This window comes from Streptomyces sp. NPDC002403, from assembly GCF_053593015.1.
On record NZ_JBSFBQ010000017.1, the window covers coordinates 103089 to 121252 of the forward strand.

16 protein-coding genes are annotated in these 18164 nt (G+C 71.1%); 12 read left to right on the forward strand and 4 right to left on the reverse strand.

Annotated elements, in window-relative coordinates:
• Positions 1-21: 21 nt before the first annotated feature.
• Positions 22-1449: an LCP family protein gene (locus tag ACWCPY_RS20495; protein WP_451266872.1), complete on the reverse strand. Its 1428-nt coding sequence runs from the start codon at positions 1447-1449 to the stop codon at positions 22-24.
• Between the two features lie 255 nt (positions 1450-1704).
• Here ACWCPY_RS20495 and tatA point away from each other — a divergent pair, with 255 nt between their 5' ends.
• From tatA to ACWCPY_RS20510, 3 genes are all read left to right on the forward strand, one after another.
• Positions 1705-1893 (forward strand): Sec-independent protein translocase subunit TatA, encoded by a 189-nt coding sequence (tatA, locus tag ACWCPY_RS20500; RefSeq protein ID WP_451266874.1) that lies wholly within the window; start codon positions 1705-1707, stop codon positions 1891-1893.
• Positions 1894-2048: 155 nt separating this feature from the next.
• Entirely contained in the window at positions 2049-2624 is a 576-nt protein-coding gene (locus tag ACWCPY_RS20505) for a TerD family protein (RefSeq protein WP_072487761.1), read from the forward strand.
• A gap of 177 nt (positions 2625-2801) precedes the next feature.
• Positions 2802-3401 carry a class I SAM-dependent methyltransferase gene (locus ACWCPY_RS20510; RefSeq protein WP_451266876.1) on the forward strand — a complete coding sequence of 200 codons (600 nt, stop codon included), beginning with the start codon at positions 2802-2804 and terminating at the stop codon, positions 3399-3401.
• Positions 3402-3424: 23 nt separating this feature from the next.
• On the opposite strand, the gene ACWCPY_RS20515 is transcribed toward ACWCPY_RS20510, so the two are convergent.
• Positions 3425-4327: an oxygenase MpaB family protein gene (locus tag ACWCPY_RS20515; protein ID WP_451266878.1), complete on the reverse strand. Its 903-nt coding sequence runs from the start codon at positions 4325-4327 to the stop codon at positions 3425-3427.
• A gap of 111 nt (positions 4328-4438) precedes the next feature.
• Between ACWCPY_RS20515 and ACWCPY_RS20520 the strand changes: the two genes are divergently transcribed.
• Together ACWCPY_RS20520 and ACWCPY_RS20525 are read left to right on the forward strand one after the other, a co-directional pair.
• Positions 4439-4747 (forward strand): hypothetical protein, encoded by a 309-nt coding sequence (locus tag ACWCPY_RS20520; RefSeq protein WP_451266880.1) that lies wholly within the window; start codon positions 4439-4441, stop codon positions 4745-4747.
• Positions 4748-4843: 96 nt separating this feature from the next.
• On the forward strand, positions 4844-5878 hold the full coding sequence (locus tag ACWCPY_RS20525; RefSeq protein WP_451266882.1) for a hypothetical protein: 1035 nt from the start codon (positions 4844-4846) through the stop codon (positions 5876-5878).
• A gap of 130 nt (positions 5879-6008) precedes the next feature.
• Here the strand turns inward: ACWCPY_RS20525 and ACWCPY_RS20530 are convergent, their stop codons facing one another.
• Both ACWCPY_RS20530 and ACWCPY_RS20535 read right to left on the reverse strand, forming a co-directional pair.
• Positions 6009-6191, reverse strand: a complete 183-nt coding sequence (locus ACWCPY_RS20530; RefSeq protein WP_329815867.1) for a hypothetical protein — start codon at positions 6189-6191, stop codon at positions 6009-6011.
• Between the two features lie 83 nt (positions 6192-6274).
• Positions 6275-7378 carry a fatty acid desaturase family protein gene (locus tag ACWCPY_RS20535; protein ID WP_451266884.1) on the reverse strand — a complete coding sequence of 368 codons (1104 nt, stop codon included), beginning with the start codon at positions 7376-7378 and terminating at the stop codon, positions 6275-6277.
• Positions 7379-7674: 296 nt separating this feature from the next.
• Here ACWCPY_RS20535 and ACWCPY_RS20540 point away from each other — a divergent pair, with 296 nt between their 5' ends.
• The 7 genes from ACWCPY_RS20540 (at position 7675) to ACWCPY_RS20570 (ending at position 18157) form a co-directional block, all read left to right on the forward strand.
• Positions 7675-10569: a DEAD/DEAH box helicase gene (locus ACWCPY_RS20540; protein WP_451266886.1), complete on the forward strand. Its 2895-nt coding sequence runs from the start codon at positions 7675-7677 to the stop codon at positions 10567-10569.
• Complete coding sequence (locus tag ACWCPY_RS20545) at positions 10566-11927, forward strand: SWIM zinc finger family protein (protein WP_451266888.1); 1362 nt, start codon at positions 10566-10568, stop codon at positions 11925-11927. The genes ACWCPY_RS20540 and ACWCPY_RS20545 overlap by 4 nt, the downstream gene beginning before the upstream one ends.
• 177 nt (positions 11928-12104) lie before the next feature.
• Positions 12105-13445 (forward strand): esterase-like activity of phytase family protein, encoded by a 1341-nt coding sequence (locus ACWCPY_RS20550; protein WP_451266890.1) that lies wholly within the window; start codon positions 12105-12107, stop codon positions 13443-13445.
• 218 nt (positions 13446-13663) lie between these two features.
• Positions 13664-15151: an APC family permease gene (locus ACWCPY_RS20555; protein ID WP_451266892.1), complete on the forward strand. Its 1488-nt coding sequence runs from the start codon at positions 13664-13666 to the stop codon at positions 15149-15151.
• Positions 15148-16164, forward strand: a complete 1017-nt coding sequence (locus ACWCPY_RS20560) for an acetamidase/formamidase family protein (RefSeq protein ID WP_451266894.1) — start codon at positions 15148-15150, stop codon at positions 16162-16164. The genes ACWCPY_RS20555 and ACWCPY_RS20560 overlap by 4 nt, the downstream gene beginning before the upstream one ends.
• A gap of 41 nt (positions 16165-16205) precedes the next feature.
• The gene (locus tag ACWCPY_RS20565) at positions 16206-16799 is read left to right on the forward strand and encodes an N-acetylmuramoyl-L-alanine amidase (protein ID WP_451266896.1); all 594 of its coding nucleotides are present in this window, start codon (positions 16206-16208) and stop codon (positions 16797-16799) included.
• Positions 16800-16906: 107 nt separating this feature from the next.
• Complete coding sequence (locus ACWCPY_RS20570; protein ID WP_451266898.1) at positions 16907-18157, forward strand: GAF domain-containing protein; 1251 nt, start codon at positions 16907-16909, stop codon at positions 18155-18157.
• Positions 18158-18164 lie beyond the last annotated feature (7 nt).

Here is an 18164-nt window from a genome sequence, read left to right on the forward strand (position 1 = left end):
TTCGGACGGCCCGACGACCGGTCAGCCGTACGACAGGTCCGAGCACGGGTCGTCGTCGGCCGACCGGGCCTCGTCGGCGACGGTGGACGGCACGGTGGAGGGGGTCGGGGCCCCGGGATCGGCCAACGGGTTCTGCGCGTAGGAACTGCCCAGGATCACCTGGATTCCGGCCGTGCCGGACGCCACCGGACGTGCCCCGGCGAAGAGCCGGGCGGTGGTCTCCGCCTCTTCCCGCTGTCCCGGCCCGTACTCGATGACGGTCGAGGTGTGGTTCTGGCGGCTCGCCGTGGCCGTGGTCGTGACGGTGAAGTCCCGGGAGCGCAGGAGTTCGGCGGCCTGGGCGGCGAGCCCCCTGACCGTGGTCCCGTTGTAGACGGCGACCGTGATTCCCTTGCCGGAGACCGGCACGTCCGCCGAGGGTGACGCCTGCCCGCCGTCCTTCCCGTCGCTCTTGCCCGATCCCTTGCCGCTGGCGTCCTTGCCGTCGACCGTACGGTCGGCCTTCAGCGAGGCCCAGAGCGCGTCGGCGTCCGGTTCGACGATCGCGACGCGTGCGCCCTCGTAGCGCCAGGGGACGGTGACGAACTTGGTGTTGTGCAGGTCGATCTTCTTCATCGACATGGCGAAGGACAGCAGCCGGTCGGCCGATCCGAGTCCGGGGTCGACGGTCATCGCGTCCGTGGCCGCATTGGCCAGCGGCAGCAGCGTGGTGGGGTTCAGCCCCTGGGACTTGACCTTCTTGATGAGGGCGGCGACGAAGGCCTGCTGCCGCTTGATACGCCCTATGTCCGACCCGTCCCCGATGCCGTGCCGCAGCCGGACATAGTCGAGCGCCCGTTGCCCGGAGACGGTCTGCGGGCCCTTCGCGAAGATCATGGCCCCTCGGGTCGGCCGCTTCGGGCTGAGGTCGCGCTGATAGATGTCCTGGGGCAGACACACCGGTACCCCACCGACGGCCGAGGTCAGTGCGGAGAATCCGGCGAAGTCGATGACGACGGTGTGGTCCACGCGCAGGCCGGTGAGATGCTCGACGGTGTTCTGGGTACAGGCCGGGTTCCCCTCCGCGGTCTCCCCCACCGAGAACGCCCCGTTGAACATCACGCCGTGCTGAGGCGCCGTCCATCTGCCGTCGGGCCCTTTGCAGGCCGGGATGTCGACCAGCGCGTCACGCGGAATGGACACGGCGACGGCATGTTTGTGGTCTCCGTACACATGAAGGAGGAACGCGGTGTCGGAGCGCCCCACGGCGCCCGTACCGCCACCGAGTTTGCTGTTGTCGCCCGAGCGCGAGTCCGATCCGATGACCAGGACGTTCTGCCCCTGCGAGGAACCGGGCGGCCGGTCGCCGGAGATCCCGTCCGCACTGAAGGTGTCGATGCTGCCGCCGAGTTTGAGGTAGCCCCACCCGACGCCGGCGACCAGCAGGACGAGGAACGACAGCCCGAACATGGCGGTCCGCCGCAGGCGGACGCCCCCGCCCCTACCTGCTCCCGCTTTGCGACTTCCCGTCATCGGCCACCCCGTCCGTCCGTTTTCCATGAGGGAAGACGTGTTCCGCCACCCCATGGTTGTACAGTTGCGCAATGTAGCAAGTATTGATGTCCGAGTGGATCATCGGACCTGCCCATAGTCAGCCTGACGCACTGTCTGCGGACTCCGAGCGGAAAATCCGGCCAAAGCACCGAAAGGAAGGGCGGGACGCACATGTTGCGCAACGGTCTCGAACCCTGGCACCTGCTGATCGTGGCGATCGTGGTGATCGCACTGTTCGGCTCGAAGAAACTGCCGGACACGGCCCGAGCCCTGGGCAAATCCATGCGGATCCTGAAGAGTGAGGCGAAGGCCATGAAGGAGACCGATGCGCAGGAGCCCCGTACCGAGCCACGCACCTAGCCGGCCCACCAACGTACGGCACGCCTCTCGGACGCTCACTTCAGGGATTGCGCAAGCATGGGAACCATGGTCACGACGCCGTCGTTGGCCTGGTGACGGCCGAAGCGGCGCCGTTCACCGAATCGCTGGACCACTGGATCAATGGAGGATTTTTCATGGGTGTGACCCTGGCCAAGGGCGGCAACGTCTCCTTGTCGAAGGAGGCACCCGGCCTGACCGCAGTGACGGTCGGCCTGGGCTGGGACGTACGGACGACGACGGGCGCGGACCACGACCTGGACGCGAGCGCGCTGCTGTGCTCGGACGCGGGCAAGGTCCTCTCCGACCTGCACTTCGTCTTCTACAACAACCTCACGAGCCCGGACGGTTCGGTTCAGCACACCGGCGACAACCTGACCGGTGAGGGCGAGGGCGACGACGAGTCCATCAACGTGGACCTGTCGGCGGTCCCGGCGGATGTGGCCAAGATCGTGTTCCCCGTCTCCATTCACGACGCGCAGAGCCGCGGGCAGAGCTTCGGCCAGGTCCGCAACGCGTTCATCCGCGTGGTGAACCGTGCCAACAACGTCGAGCTGGCCCGATACGACCTCAGCGAGGACGCCTCGACGGAGACCGCCATGGTCTTCGGCGAGCTGTACCGGCACGGCGCGGAGTGGAAGTTCCGCGCGGTCGGCCAGGGTTACGCCTCGGGCCTGGCCGGAATCGCGTCCGACTACGGTGTCAACGTCTGACGGGAATCCCCACGCGCGCCCCCGACTCCCCCTCCGTTCTTTCGGACCGGGGAGTCGGGGCCCGCGCGGGCCGGGCAGGATTCGCGGACATGCCATGGCGTCCCGCAAGCCGTCGATCGCCTCGTGGTGCCGAACGACGTGCCTGCTGACCGGGGACTGATGAGGGATCATGACCGCATGGCCGACGACCGCACGCATGTCCAGGACTTCTTCACAGCCCGCGCGGCGGACTGGGACACCCGCTTCCCCGACGACGGGCCCGCCTACGGAGCAGCCGCCGACTCCCTCTCACTGTGTCCGGGGGACGCGGTGCTCGACGCCGGGTGCGGTACGGGACGGGCTCTTCCCGCTCTGCGGGCGGCCGTCGGGCCTCAGGGCACGGTCCTGGGTGTGGACCTGACCCCGGCCATGCTGAACGCGGCGGTACGCGCGGGGCGTGACCGCGAGGGGACGCTGCTCCTCGCCGATGTCGCCCGGCTGCCCCTGCGGGCGCGGGTGCTCGACGCGGTCTTCGCGGCCGGACTGATCTCCCATCTGTCGCACCCCGGTCCCGATCTGGTGGAGCTGGCACGGGTGGTCCGGCCGGGCGGACGGCTGGCGCTGTTCCACCCCGTCGGGCGGGCGGCTCTGGCAGCCCGCCACGGCCGCCGGATCACGGACGACGACCTGCGGGCCGAGGACAACCTCCGCCCCCTGCTGGCGCGTTCGGGCTGGCGGCTCGATGCGTACACCGATGAGGACGACCGCTTTCTCGCCCTTGCCGTACGGATGTCCTGACCCGCTCGCCCGCACCCTCGCGCTCACTCCACCGGCGTCTCGGGGTGCCGGTCGCGCGGGACCGGACAGCCGCGTACGCCCGGGACCGGGAACGTCCCCAGCGCGGAGACCTCGTAGCCGTCCGGGTATCCCTTGATCTCCGGGTTCTGCCGGGCGTGGTGCGGGGTGGAACGCGGTGGCAGGAGCCGCACCGCCCGCGCCCTCAGCCGCAGTGCGCCATGCGTGAGACCGCGGGCCACGGGGCCGGGGCGTTCGTACCGGAAGGCCCGCAGCAGGGAATCGTCGAGCAGCGCGAGAGCGGCCTTGCGCGCAACGGGAGCCAGCGGGCCCGGATACCAGGAGCCCATCAGGTCCAGGGTGGCGTCGGAGACGCGGCGCCCTCCTTCGTCCCAGCCGAAGTGTTCGGCCTCGTAGGTGTCGAGGGTCCGCTCGAAGTCCTCGTACGTCCGCGGCAGTTCCTTGATGCCCATGTGCGCGCCCAGGGTCCGGTAGTAGGCGGCGCAGGCCCGCAGTTCGTGGTCGGAGAGCCGGCGCCAGCCATAGCTGTCGAGCCAGCGCTTCGGGGTGACGACGAAGGTGCACAGCACGTAGCGCATCTCGTCGTTGGTGATGTCGTAGCTGCGGTGCATCTGGTTGATCCGGCGCAGGGCCGTACGCCCGGAGTCGCTGTCGAAGCCGTGCTCCACAACCGTGTCGAGGAGCAGTGCGGTGTCGTCGTAGCGCTTCTGGGAACGATCAGTCAGTTCGGCAGTCCGTGCGAGGAGTCCGCCGATGCCGGGAACGGCATAGGTACGGTAAAGAGCCAGCTCAAGTGCACGGGTGATGTCCCAGGGGAACTCGTAGGTGGCCATGATCCGGTAGATTCGAAGGAAGTCCCGCTCCGGGTCGAGTCGCTGAATCTCCTTCAGCCGGTCGTACCGCTTCACCGCACTTCCCCCCTTTGTTTCGGCCGAAGGTCCAACTTAACGTCGACGGGGAACACCACAAGTGAGTACCGGCACGTCATGCACCCACAGCTTCCCGGGAAGGCGGTCCCCATGATCGACATAATCGGCAGCCTGCGCAGGGCTGTCACCCCCGACCGCAAGGGGGACCGGTCCGCGGCGCCCGCCAAGGAGGACCGGCGTAAGCAGCACAACCTCTTCGAGGCGGCCGCCACCTTCGTCTCGGCTTCCGTGGAGGAGGACCAGGCGCGGATCGACGAGGCGAGCGGCTGGGTGTCGCCCGAGGCGCTCTCCTTCGGCGTCAGTGAGCTGGCATGCCGGGCCGTCATCGCGCTGGCCCGCGAGCGCGGCGAGTCGCCGCAGACGGTGGCCCGTGCGCTGCTCGGTCTCCCCGTCGATTGAGCAGTTCCGTCTGTCGCCCCGGGGCGTCGGCGCCTTCCCTTGTCAGGGCCTCGACGAGTGGGTTACTCACTCGTTAAGGTGCGCCGACGGAAGACGATGACGGACGAGGAGGGTGCCGTGGCCGCGCCGAACGACACAGTCGCCGACGACGACGCACTGTATGTGCTGACCGCGGTGCTGCTGACACCGGCACAGTTCCCCAGCGTCCTCGGGGACGACTACCCGGCCGCGTGCGCGGCGCTCGCCGTCGAACCGTACGCCGAGGGATACGGGCTGGTCATCGGCCAGGACGGCAGCGGTGCGCGGTGGACCGTCGTCGTCGAGGACGTGTCGCTGGTCGCCGTCGCGATCGCGGCGTGGGACTGCGGCATGGAGTACGACCTCTCCCCCGACGACCGCTCGGTGGTGTGCGCACTGCCCGGCTGGCCCCTCCCGGTGGCGGTCGCCGCACCGGGCGTGGCCGCGCCGCACGATCCATTGCCGGACCCGGAGGCAGAGGGCACTTCTCCGGCGCCGCTGACACCGCCCGACACGAACTCGTGGGGACCGGCCCAGCGGCGCATGGGAGCGGACGAGATAGCTCACCAGTGGGGCGCCTGGCGCGGGCAGATCGATGACGCGACGGCCTTCACCACTGCGGCCGGAATGGATTCCGTCATCACCGGTGCCGAGCCGGGAGCCGAGTCCGAGGCCGGGTCCGTCGCCGACTCCGGGCCCGAGCCTCAACCTGAGGTAGAGGGTGAGGCCGAGGTCGGGGTTGGTGTCGAGACCGGCCCTGCAACCGGGAACGAGTCCGAAGCCGATACCGATGCCGCGGCCAATGCCGAAGCCGACGCCGAGGCCCCGGACGCACCCTCCGGAGCGCATCCCGGTGTGCGGCGGGCTCTGGCTCAGGCTCAGGAATACATCGACACCCCGCCGCCACCCGGCCGTGTCCGGTCCTCCTTCGCCACGGGCGACGCCCGCATGCTGCGCGCCGACGGCCCCGGCTGGTCCCTGGTGGCCCGGACCGACGACATCGCGTTCGTCCTGCTGGACGAGGAGCCGGGCGAAGTGCTCCCGGTCGGACGCGGCACCGAACTGCCCGGGCTGTTGAAGGCTCTGGACGCGCTCGCGGAACGGCCGGCCTGAGCCCGACCGGGGCTCGGCGGACGCGCCTGCGGTCGGGCCCCGATGCCCGGCCGCTCCTGCGGTCCCGCACGCACCCCGATGCCCGTCACGGGCCTCGGCCCGCCGCCCCCGCGCGGTGCGGGGCCTACTCTCAGCGGCCTATTTCCTTACGGGTGATCCTGCGGAGCCTGCGCCGCTGGCCGGGGTCCAGCATCAGATAAGCGATCGCAGGAACGCCGACCAGGACCAGCAGCGACAGCCAGAAACCGATGAACGGCATCAGGATGACCGCTGCGGCCACTCCCCCGATGGCGATCTTCGCGCTGTTCGACATCGTCCGTGCCTCCTTCGCGGCCCGAAGCCGCATCTGCTGTGAGAACGCGCGTGCGTGCCCATCGGTTCCAGCGGGCCGATGAGTCACCTCAGGGGTTCGCCGACCTCGTGCATGTGCCGCAGCGCCTGCCGGTAGGACTCGATCAGTCCGGTCTCCGCGTAGGGCATGCCCAGCGCCTTGCAGTGGGCGCGCACCATGGGCTGCGCCAGGCGCAGGTGGGGGCGGGGCATGCTCGGGAAGAGGTGGTGCTCGATCTGGTAGTTGAGGCCGCCGAGGAACCAGTCGGTGAGGATGCCGCCGCGTACGTTGCGCGAGGTGAGGACCTGGCGCTGGAGGTGGCCCCAGCGGTCGCCGTCGGGGTCCGGCATCTCCATGCCCTTGTGGTTCGGTGCGAAGGCCATGCCCAGGTGGAGCCCGAACAGCGCGTGGTGGACGAGCGCGAAGGCGACGGCCTTGCCCGGGGACAGAACGGTGAGCAGCAGCGCTGCGTACAGGCCCAGGTGAGCGACCAGGAGAAACGCCGAGAGGGCGCGTTCCCGGGCGGGCTGCTGCCGCAGGTACTGGAAGCCGGAGATCTTCAGCGCGATGCCTTCGAGGAGCAGCATCGGGAAGAAGAGGAGGGCCTGGTTGCGGGTGAGCCAACGGGCGAAGCCCTCGCGCCGGGCCGCCTGCTTCTGGGTCCAGACGAGGGCGCCCACACCGACGTCCGGGTCCTTGTCGATGTGGTTGGGATTGGCGTGGTGGCGGACGTGCTTGTCGTTCCACCACGCCTCGTTCATGCCGAGCAGCAGGTTGGCGTGTACGAGGCCGATGGCCCGGCCCGTCCTGCGGTCGCCGGATATCTGGGCGTGTCCGGCGTCGTGCCCGACGAACGCGGTGCGTGACCAGAAGATCGCCAGCGGCAGCGCGAGCAGCAGGGTCCACCAGGTGTTGCCGAGGAGGAACATTCCGGTGATCACGGCACCCAGGGCGGCAAGGTTGACGGCGATGCCGGCCGCGTACCACCCGGTCCGCCGCTCCAGGAGTCCCTGCCCCTTCACCGCGCGCAGCAGGGGTGCGAAGTCGCTCCCCTGAGCCGGAGCGGTCCCGGTGTCTCCGTCAGCCGCGGCACCTGCCGTTCTTTCCGCTGCGGCACTCCCTGCACCGTCTCGGGCACCCTCCACTGCGGTGGCTATGGCCTGGGGCATGACGTCTCCGGTTCTCTGGAAAGCTGCGCTGACCTGTAGAAACGTAGGGGGACCCGGTATGCGGCAGCCATGGCGCCAACACCCGGGCCGTCCGGGGGTATACCCCCTCCCCCGACGGGGGTGCTGACTCCACCCAGGAGTGCGGCATGCTCTCCGGGCCAACGAGGATTCGGCCCTCTCGCCGGATCGAAATGTGGCTCGCGTCACAGGGATCCAGCTCACGGAAGACGACATCCGTGGGGTACCCTCGGCGACCCGACCCCCAACTAGTCAAATTTGAGGAATTCGGCATCGCTGTGCAAAGACTCCCTGCGGCAACGCTCTCCGAGATCTCCGCACTCTCCGCCTGCTCCGTGGTCTTCCTGCCCGGGGATCCCTCCCGTACCGGCCGGGTCGCCTTCTGGCACCCGGACGGCAGCAGCCCGCCCGACGGTCCCGGGTCCGTGGCGGAGCTGGACGTCGTCGGCGCCGACGCACAGGTGTACGCCGTACCGGCACGGGTGCTTCCGGTCCGGGACGCGCTTCCGGTGCTGACGCGTGCACGGGCCTCGGCGCACGCTTCCGACGCGGCGGCGTTCTGGGGCGCGTCCGCTCTCCTCGCCCTCCAACTCGCCGCCCGGGGACTGCTGTTGCCGGGGCTCAGCACCACGGATCACGATGCCTGGCGGGCCGGTCCGCTGACCGCCGACGACCAGTCGCGGATCCGGACGCTCGCGGCCTCGATGCCGCCCCTGGCCCACGCCGTGCCGCTGGACGGGGCCGCGCGGCCCGTGCTGCTGCCCGAGCCCGAGCTGCTGCTGCGCGCGTTCCTCGACGCGGTGGCAGACGGCCTGCCCCGCACTCCCGCCGCGTCGTTCGCCGGCGGTGGCCCGGCCTTCACCACCGACGAGCCGCAGCAGCTGCCCGGACATCGGGCCTGGGCCACCGATGTCGCGGCCGGGCACGACGCGGGTGTCCGGCTCTCGCTCCGGGTGGAGGTGTCCGGGCTCACCGCGCCGGACGAGGACGAGGAGCGGTCCGCCGGACCGTCGTTCCGGGCCGTCCTGCAGATCCACAGCGTCAGCGATCCGACGCTGGTCGCCGACGCCGCCGAGGTCTGGGCGGGCGACGCGCGTACCGCTGCGGCCTTCGGACCTCGTACCCGGATGGATGCCCTGCTGGCGCTCCGGCGGGCCGCCCGGGCCTGGCCGCCGCTGTCCCCGCTGCTGTCCGCCGCGGTCCCCGACTCCGTGGAGCCGGCCGACGACGAGCTCGCCGAACTCCTCGGCCCCGCCGGACGGGCACTGGCCACGACCGGCGTCCAGGTGCACTGGCCCAAGGAGCTGGCCCGCAAGCTCACCGCACGCGCCGTGATCGGGCCGCCCGACGACGCGGAGAGCGACGAGCACGACGGGGTGGCACGCATCGGTTCCGAAGCGCCGCCGCTCCTGTCCGCGGACGCGCTGCTGGCGTTCGACTGGTGGTTCGCGCTGGGTGACCAGAAGCTCAGCCGTGCCGAGCTGGACCGCCTGGCAGAGGCCAACCGGCCGGTGGTGCGGCTGCGCGACCAGTGGGTGCTGATCGACCCCGAAGAGGCCCGGCGGGCCCGCGAGACCCAGGACCGCAAGGTCACGCCGATCGACGCGCTGGGTGCGGTCCTGACCGGTTCCACCGAGGTCGACGGCCGCCGGGTCGAGGTCCGGGCCACCGGCTGGCTGGAGCGGCTTCGCCGCCGGCTGGCCGACCCGGAGGCGGCCGGGCAGCAGGGTGAGCCGCAGCCGGTCGGCCCGCCCGAGGCGCTCGCCGCCACGTTGCGCGACTATCAGCTGCGCGGTCTGAACTGGCTGCACACCATGACCTCGCTCGGTCTCGGCGGCTGCCTCGCCGACGACATGGGACTGGGCAAGACCATTACGCTCATCGCTCTGCATCTGCACCGCCGGACCATCGAAACGGCCGCCGGTCCGACGCTGGTGGTCTGCCCGACCTCGCTCATGGGGAACTGGCAGCGGGAGATCGAGAAGTTCGCGCCGGGCACACCGGTACGCCGCTTCCACGGCGGATCGCGCAGCCTTGCCGGCCTGACGGACGGCGAGTTCGTCCTCACCACGTACGGCACCATGCGGCTCGACGCGGCAAGGCTCGCGGAGATCCGCTGGGGCATGGTGGTCGCCGACGAGGCACAGCACGTGAAGAACCCGTACTCGGCGACGGCCAAGCAGCTGCGGACGATCGGCGCCCAGGCCCGGGTGGCGCTCACCGGTACCCCGGTGGAGAACAACCTTTCCGAGTTGTGGGCGATCCTCGACTGGACGACGCCGGGGCTGCTGGGCCGGCTCGGTACCTTCCGTACCCGGTACGCGCGGACCGCGGAGGGCGGTGACCCGGCTGCCGCCGAACGGCTCGCCGCGCTGGTACGGCCGTTCCTGCTGCGGCGGCGCAAGTCCGACCCGGGCATCGCACCGGAGCTGCCGCCGAAGACCGAGACGGACCGCGCGGTGTCACTGACGGCGGAACAGACGGGCCTGTACGAAGCGGTGGTGCGCGAGACACTGGCCGCGATCTCCGACGCCGACGGCTTCGCCCGGCGAGGCCTCGTCGTCAAGCTGCTCACGGCGCTGAAGCAGATCTGCAACCACCCGGCGCAGTACCTCAAGGAGAAGGAGCCACGGATCGCGGACCGTTCGGGAAAGGTGGAGCTGCTGGACGAGCTGCTCGACACGATCCTGGCCGAAGGGGCGAGCGTGCTCGTGTTCACCCAGTACGTGCAGATGGCCCGGCTGCTTGAGCAGCATCTGGCGGCGCGCGGGGTGCGCACGCAGTTCCTGCACGGCGGTACGCCCGTCGCCGAGCGCGAGGCGATGGTCAACCGCTTCCAGGCGGGCGAGGCCCCGGTCTTCCTGCTGTCGTTGAAGGCGGCCGGCACCGGTCTCAACCTCACCCGGGCCGGCCATGTCGTGCACTTCGACCGCTGGTGGAACCCGGCGGTCGAGGCGCAGGCCACCGACCGCGCGTACCGCATCGGACAGACCCAGCCGGTGCAGGTTCACCGGCTGATCGCCGAGGGCACCATCGAGGACCGGATCGCCGGCATGCTGGCCCGCAAGCAGGGCCTGGCGGACGCGGTGCTCGGCTCCGGCGAGACGGCGCTGACCGAACTGACCGATGCGGAACTGGCCGATCTGGTGGAGCTGCGAGGGGGCGCACGATGAGCGACGGACACGACGGGGACCGCTACGACGGCGGCGACTACGAGAGCGACGACAGGGACACCCCTGTTCCGGGGCAGGAACGTACCTTCGCCGCGCTGCCGCCCGCACACGGCCGCGGCTTCGCCGAGTCCTGGTGGGGCCGGGCCTGGCTCAAGGCCCTGGAGGACACCGCGCTGGACGGCCAACAGCTCAAGAAGGGACGCAGGTTCGCCCGCGAGGGCCGGGTCGGAGCGGTCTCCGTCCGGCCGGGCCGGATCACCGCGGTGGTCCGGGACGGGGACTCGTCCACGTACCGCAGCGATGTGCTGCTCCAGGAGCTGAGCGAGGCGGACTGGGAGCGGCTTCTCGGCATGGCCGTGGAACGGGCCGGGCACATCGCGGCGCTGCTGGACCGGGAGATGCCCCCGCACCTGGTGGAGGACGCGGCGGCGGCAGGGGTGGAACTGCTGCCCGGGATCGGTGACCTGGACCCGGAGTGCACCTGCGACGCGTGGGACCACTGCCCGCACACCGCCGCGCTGTGCTACCAGGTGGCGCGGCTGCTGGACCAGGATCCGTTCGTGCTGCTGCTGATGCGGGGGCGCGGTGAGCGGCGGCTCCTGGACGAACTCCAGGTCCGCATCGCGGCCCGCGCCGAGGGACACGGTGCCTGCGGCCCGGCCGGACCCGCCGGTGGGTCCGCCGCCGCGGCGGCGAGCGCCGGCGACGGGGGTGTCCGGGCGGACGAGGCGTTCGCGGCCTGGGACATCCTGCCTCCGTTGCCCGCTCCTCCGCCGCTGCCGGCGGAGCCCGGCGCGGCGCCGTCGCTGGACACGGAGACCGAGCCGCAGGACGGCGTCGATCCGGCGGCGCTGGAGATGCTGGCGACGGACGGTGCGGCGCGCGCCCACCGGATGCTGGCCGAGGCGCTCTCCCCCGGCCATGAACAGCAGCCGCTGCCGACCGTGCTGACGCCGCAGCAGGATGCCGTGCGGCTGGTCGCGGAGGCCCGGCCCGAACCCTGGATCGCGAAGCGGCTGATCACCGCTTCGGGACGGCGGCGGGCCGAGCTCGATGTGGCGGTGCGGGCATGGCGGTACGGCGGGGTGGCCGCGCTCGCGGTGCTCGACGAGGAGTGGACACCCGGTCCGGAGGCGCTGGCCAGGGCGCGGGCCCGGCTCGCCGAGGCGTGGGAGGAGGGCGAGCGGCCCCGGCTGCGGTCGTCGGCCAACCGCTGGACCGATGTGGACGGTGGCGTACAGCTCCGGTACGGGCGGGACGGGCGCTGGTGGCCGTACCGCAGGGAGGGCGGGCGCTGGGTCCCGGCAGGTCCGGCGGACGACGATCCGGCGGCCGCCCTGGGCGGGCCGGAGGGCTGAGGGCTTGTCCGTACGGCCTGCGGGCGATCGACGACCGGCGGGGCGGGGGGCGGCTCGCGCCTCCGCCCCCCGCCCGTCGTCGCGTTCTGTCCGTGCGTTCAACTGGATGTCACCCTGCGTTGAGGGCGGGGACGGAGCCTGACGGCCGTCCGAAGTGTTCGTGCCCCAGGAGGTCCCATGTCCGCGCGTGTCGTCCGTCGTTCCCTTGCCGTCGGGCTGCCGCTCGCCCTGCTCGGCACGGTGTGTGTGGCCGGTACGGCGACCGGCGCACCGGACCGGCACGAGCGCACGGCCCGGGTCACCGGGACGGCCGTGCTGGGTGACATCCCGCTGGCGGGCTTCAGCAACGGGCTGCTGCCGGGTTCGGTCGCGGACGACCGCGGGGTGCGGCTCGGCGGCATCGGCAGCGACATCTACCCCGCGGGCCGCCGAGGCGAGTTCTGGACCGTCACCGACCGCGGCCCCAACGGACAGATCAAGATCGACGGGAAGAAGCGGCGCACCTTCCCCGTCCCCGGCTTCGACCCGGCGATCGTCAAGGTGCGGGTCAGCGGGAAACACATCCGGGTGCTGAAGGCCATTGCGATCACCACCCGGTCCGGCGCCGCGGTCACCGGTCTGCCGAACCAGCGGGACCGCGACGAGGCCCCGTACACCTATGACGCGAGGACACCGCTGGGGTACGACCCGAACGGTCTGGACACCGAGGGCATCGTCCGCGCCGCCGACGGCAGCTTCTGGCTGGTCGACGAGTACGGCCCCTCCCTGGTGCATGTCTCCGCCCGCGGCCGGGTGCTGACCCGGTACGTGCCGCAGGGCCTCGGGCTGACGGGCGCCGACTATCCGGTGGTGGAGGCGCTGCCCGGAGTGCTGCTGCACCGCAAGATCAACCGCGGCTTCGAGGGCCTGGCCCTGCTTCCGGGCGGCGATCTGGTGCTTGCCGTGCAGAGCCCGCTCTCGCTGCCCGACCAGGACGCGGGAGAGTCCTCGCGCAATGTGCGGCTGCTGCGCTTCTCGACGAACAAGCGCGCGGTGACCGCGGAGTACGCCTACCGGTTCGACTCGGTGGACGTCGTGGACCCGGGCGAGGACGACACCTCCGAACTGAAGATCTCCTCGGTCGTCGCGATCGGCCGGAACGATCTGCTGGTCGAGGAGCGCACCGACCGGGCGGCCAGGCTGCACCGGGTGACGCTCCCGCACGGCTCCGGCATCCTGGGCTCCGCCTGGGACAGCCCGGCGACGTCTCCCTCGTACGAGGAACTCACCGATCCCTCGGCCTCGGGCGTGCCGGTGCTCCGCAAGAGTCTGGTCGTCGACCTGGGCAAGGTCGCGGGAGTGCCAGGGAAGATCGAAGGAGTGGCGGTGACGGGCCGGGACACGCTTGCGCTGATCAACGACAACGACTTCGGGATGACCGACGGTGCCGAGGCGTTCGACGCGGACGGCCGCCTGGTCGACAGCGGCATCGAGACCTCGGTGACCCAGCTGAAGCTGCCGCGCCCGCTGCGCGGCTGATCCACGGGCGCCGTCCCGCGGCCCGGTCCTCGGCGGCGAGTATCCGCCGAGGACCGGGCCCGGCCGTACGTACCGGCGTACTCCCGTCTCCATGCGGTCGAATTCGGTCCCCGCCGTCTTCCGCCACCCGCGCGGCGCCCGTACGGTAGGGCGCGCGAGACGCTCGGCCGCACACCGGACAACACCTTCCGGTCATCGGACACACAGGGAGCCGCGGGATGTCGGGGGATTCCAGCAGCGGACTGTTACGCGATGCCATCGGGCTGCGCGAGGTCCTCTTCCAGAGCATCACTGCGATGGCTCCCGCCGCGGCCATCGCCGCCTCGATTCCGGCCGGAGCGGCGTTCGCAGGCGGCAGTCTGCCGCTGTCCGTGGTGGTGGCCCTGGTCGCCTGTCTGTTCACCGCGTCGTGCGTCGCCGAGCTGGCCCGCCGGCTGCCGGCCGCCGGTTCCGTCGCCACCTACTCCGCACAGGGGCTGCATCCGGCCATCGGGTTCCTCGTCGGCTGGGGCTATGTCTTCGTCGAAGCGCTGGTACCCGCGCTGCTGCTGCTCCAGCTCGGTTTCACGACGGCGGGCACACTGCACCAGGAGTGGTCGTCCTACCCGGCGGACCTGTGGTGGCCGTGGTCGCTGCTGGGTGCGGCGGTCATCGCACTCGCCGGGTATTTCGGCGTACGGGCCTCCGCCCGGTTCGGCACCGTGCTCGGCATCTTCGAGGTCCTCGTCTTCGTCGTCTTCGCCGTGCTCCTCATCGGGCAGGCCGGCGGGGACAACACCCTTTCGGTGTTCGCCACTTCGCACACCGCCGACGGATACGACGGCATCAGCGGGATCTTCGCCGGCTCGGTCTACACCGTGCTCGCCTTCGCGGGCTTCGAGGCCGCGGCACCGCTCGCGGAGGAGACGAAGAACCCGCGGCGCACCATGCGGCGTGCGGTGCTCGGCGCGGCGCTCTCCATCGGCCTGGTGTACGTCCTGACCACCTATGCGATGTCGGTGTACTTCGGGCCCGACAGGTTCGCCGGATTCGGCGGCTCGGGGGCCGCTTCGTGGGAGGGCGTGGCCCGCGCCTCGTTCGGACTGTTCTGGGTGCTGCTCTTCCTCGCCGTGGTCAACTCGGCCGTGGCCAACGCCAACGCGTGTGCCAATGTGTCGACCCGTACGGCGTTCGCCCTCGGCCGCATCGGGGTCTTCCCCCGGGCGTTCGCGAGGCTGCACCCGAGGCGCCGCTCCCCCGTCACGGGTGTCGCCGCGCAGTTCGTGATCGCGGTCGGCGCGTCGCTCGGGCTGGGGTTCGCCTATGACCCGGTGACCGCGTTCGTGCTGCTGGCCACCGTGATCGTCACGGTGATCATCGGTGTGTACATCATCGTGAACCTGTCCTGCGCCGGCTACTTCCTGCGCAGGCGCCGCGACGCCTTCAACCCCGTGCTCCATCTCCTGTTCCCGGTGCTGGGCATCGTGGCGTTCGTCCCCGCGCTGCTGACGGCCGCCGGAATCCCGGCCTTCGACTTCGTCTCCGAGCTCAGTGCTCCCGTCTCGTACGCCGGTCCGGTCGTCGGTGTCTGGATGCTGATCGGGATCGTTGTGCTGGTGATGCTGGTGCGCAGACACCCGGAGCGGGTGGCGCAGACCGGACGGATCCATCTTGACGACAGCCCGGCGCCGGCCGGGAAGACAGAGACAGGAGCAGTGCAGCCATGAACGACCCCCGCATCCTGACCGTCCGTCCCAAGGAGGGCGAGTACGCCTGGACCTTCGGCGGGGCGGCCCCGATCGCCCGGATCGAGCCGGGGACGTTCCTCGACGTGTACACGGAGGACTGCTTCGCCGGGCGGGTCCGCTCCGAGAAGGACCTGGTATCGGAGGTCTGCGAGTTCCCCTTTCTCAACCCGCAGACCGGTCCCTTCCATGTGGTGGGTGCGGAGCCCGGCGACACCGTCGCGGTGCACTTCGTGTCCATCGAGCCGGCCAGGGACTGGGCCGCCTCGACGACCGTGCCGCTCTTCGGGGCGCTCACCTCCACCCACGCCACAGCATCGCTGCAGGCTCCGCTGCCCGAGGTGGTGTGGATGTGGCAGCTCGACCGGGCCCGCCGCACCTGTCTGTTCAGCGCCCGGGACAGCGACATCCAGGTGGAGCTGCCGATGGATCCGATGCACGGCACGGTCGGGGTGGCGCCGGCGAATCTGGAGGTACGGTCCGCGCTGGTGCCCGACGCGCACGGCGGGAACATGGACACGCCCGAGATGCGGGTGGGTGTCACCTGCTACCTGGGCGTCAATGTCGAGGGTGCGCTGCTGAGCCTGGGGGACGGCCATGCCCGCCAGGGCGAGGGCGAGACCTGCGGGGTCGCCGTGGAGTGCGCGATGAACACGGTGGTGCTCGTGGAGCTGCTGAAGGGTGTCCGCACTCCGTGGCCGCGCATCGAGTCCGACACCCATCTGATGTCGACCGGCTCGGCACGTCCGCTCGAAGACGCCTTCCGGATCTCCCAGTTGGACCTGGTGCAGTGGCTGGCGCGCGACTACGGCCTGTCCGAACTGGACGCCTATCAGCTGGTCAGCCAGGCCGGTGAGGCTCCGCTGGCCAATGTGTGCGACACCAACTACACCTGCGTGGCGAAGATCCGCAAGGGGTGGCTGCCCTCGGGCGACCCCCATCGCGGGCTCCACCGCCATCTGCGGGAGACTGCCACACTGCTGTCCAGCACCTGACCCGTACAGACCTCAACCCCTCTCCCCCCACAGGAGTGTTCATGCACCGCAGAAGGATTCTCCAGGGTGCCGCCGCGACGGCGGCCGCCGCACTGATCCCGGCCTCCGCCCGTGCCGTGGCCGCCACGACCGCGGGCGACACGGACTATCCGCTCGCCCACTGGACGCCCGCCTCCACCTCCAACTACACGGCTTCGAGCCGCCCTTCGGCCTATCCGGTCCAGTACGTGATCATCCATGTCACCCAGGAGACGTATCCGAACACGATCGGGATCTTCCAGAATCCGGCGAAGCAGGTCTCGGCGCACTATGTGGTGCGCTCGGCGGACGGCTATGTCGCCCAGTGCGTCCGGGAGCAGAACATCGCCTGGCACGCGGGCAACTGGGACTACAACACGCGCAGCATCGGCATCGAGCACGAGGGGTGGGTGGACCAGCCCTCGTACTTCACCAATGCCATGTACGAGAAGTCGGCGCTGCTGACCGCTTCGGTCTGCGACCGCTACAACATCCCGAAGGACCGCTCGCACATCCTGGCCCATGCCCAGGTGCCCGGGACCGACCACACCGATCCCGGCCCGCAGTGGGACTGGGTGCGATACATCCGCCTCGTCAATCTGTACTCGGCGGCCTGACACGCCTTCGCCGCCCCGGGGCGATCTGCCCTGTGCGCCGCGGTTGTCGCAGCGGCCGGCTGCGACGACCATGGGGTGTTCACGACACCCCTGGACGGGAGGGTGAGTTGAAGGACCCCTGGGTGGCGCTGGCAGCCGATACGGACCCCGGTGAGCGGATCGGCCAACTGCGTCACGCACACGAGGTGTTCACCACGGCGGGACGGCTGGAGCGGCCGGTCCGGCCGGTCGTCGGCGAGTCGTGGCGGCGCTCGGCGCGGGCCAGGGTCAGCCCGGACGGTGCGGCTCTGGTCGAGCTGGGCCCTGACGATCTCGGACCGTACCGGGAGGGGCACCCCCTGGCCCCCGCCATGCCGGTGATCCGTGAGCTGATGGGCGCCTACGCGACGGACGGGGAGCATCTGCTCGCGGTGTGCGACGCGCACGGCAGACTGCTGTGGGTCGAGGGCCCCGCGGTGACGCTGCGGGCCGCCGGCCGGATGAACTTCGTGGAGGGCGCCCGCTGGGCCGAGTCGGCGGCCGGGACGAACGCGCCGGGGACGGCCATCGCCGTGGACCGCCCCGTGCAGGTCTTCGCGGCCGAGCACTTCCTGCGGCCGGTCCAGCAGTGGACCTGCGCGGCCGCGCCGCTGCACGACCCGCACACGGGACGGGTTCTGGGCGCCGTGGACATCACCGGTGGGGACAGGCTCGCGCACCCTCACAGCCTGGCGTTCGTGCAGGCGGTGGCCCGCGCCGCCGAGACGCAGCTCGCGCTGCTCGCCCCCGCGCCGGCCGTCGGGACCGTACGGCTCAGCGCGCTCGGCCGGGACGAGGCGCTGCTGGTGGCAAGGGACCGCAGGATCCGGCTCAGCAGGCGGCACAGCGAGATCCTGGCGACGCTGGCCCGCCATCCCGAGGGACTCGGCGGCGAGGAACTCCTCGTCGAACTGTACGAGGACGAGTCGGTGACCCCGGTGACCCTGCGGGCGGAACTCTCCAGGCTGCGGCGGCTGCTCGGCCCGGAGCTCCTGCTCTCCCGCCCCTACCGCCTCGCCGCCCCGGTCGACGCGGACTTCGACACGGTGGCGCGCAGACTGGCGTCGGGCGCCGTCGCAGCAGCACTGGGGGCCTACTCGGGGCCGCTGCTGCCGGCCTCGCAGGCGCCGTCCGTCATCCGTCTGCGGCGCCGGCTGGAGGAGCAGTTGCGCGCGGCACTCATCGCGCGCGGTGACCCGGGGCTGCTGGCCGACTGGGCGTACAGCCCCTGGGGCGAGGAAGACCTCCGGGTCTGGCGGGCACTCGCCGCGGCCGTTCCCGCCGGGCAGCGCCCGGCCCTCCTCGCCAGGGCCCGGGCCCTCGACGCCGAGCAGGGATAGCCCCTCT

Excerpts from the sequence above, each read along its gene's own strand:
- ACWCPY_RS20495 (WP_451266872.1), bottom strand. The coding sequence starts at position 1,449 with ATGTTCGGGCTGTCGTTCCTCGTCCTGCTGGTCGCCGGCGTCGGGTGG.
- tatA (WP_451266874.1), top strand. The coding sequence starts at position 1,705 with ATGTTGCGCAACGGTCTCGAACCCTGGCACCTGCTGATCGTGGCGATC.
- ACWCPY_RS20505 (WP_072487761.1), top strand. The coding sequence starts at position 2,049 with ATGGGTGTGACCCTGGCCAAGGGCGGCAACGTCTCCTTGTCGAAGGAG.
- ACWCPY_RS20510 (WP_451266876.1), top strand. The coding sequence starts at position 2,802 with ATGGCCGACGACCGCACGCATGTCCAGGACTTCTTCACAGCCCGCGCG.
- ACWCPY_RS20520 (WP_451266880.1), top strand. The coding sequence starts at position 4,439 with ATGATCGACATAATCGGCAGCCTGCGCAGGGCTGTCACCCCCGACCGC.
- ACWCPY_RS20525 (WP_451266882.1), top strand. The coding sequence starts at position 4,844 with ATGACGGACGAGGAGGGTGCCGTGGCCGCGCCGAACGACACAGTCGCC.
- ACWCPY_RS20530 (WP_329815867.1), bottom strand. The coding sequence starts at position 6,191 with ATGTCGAACAGCGCGAAGATCGCCATCGGGGGAGTGGCCGCAGCGGTC.
- ACWCPY_RS20535 (WP_451266884.1), bottom strand. The coding sequence starts at position 7,378 with ATGCCCCAGGCCATAGCCACCGCAGTGGAGGGTGCCCGAGACGGTGCA.
- ACWCPY_RS20545 (WP_451266888.1), top strand. The coding sequence starts at position 10,566 with ATGAGCGACGGACACGACGGGGACCGCTACGACGGCGGCGACTACGAG.
- ACWCPY_RS20550 (WP_451266890.1), top strand. The coding sequence starts at position 12,105 with ATGTCCGCGCGTGTCGTCCGTCGTTCCCTTGCCGTCGGGCTGCCGCTC.
- ACWCPY_RS20555 (WP_451266892.1), top strand. The coding sequence starts at position 13,664 with ATGTCGGGGGATTCCAGCAGCGGACTGTTACGCGATGCCATCGGGCTG.
- ACWCPY_RS20560 (WP_451266894.1), top strand. The coding sequence starts at position 15,148 with ATGAACGACCCCCGCATCCTGACCGTCCGTCCCAAGGAGGGCGAGTAC.
- ACWCPY_RS20565 (WP_451266896.1), top strand. The coding sequence starts at position 16,206 with ATGCACCGCAGAAGGATTCTCCAGGGTGCCGCCGCGACGGCGGCCGCC.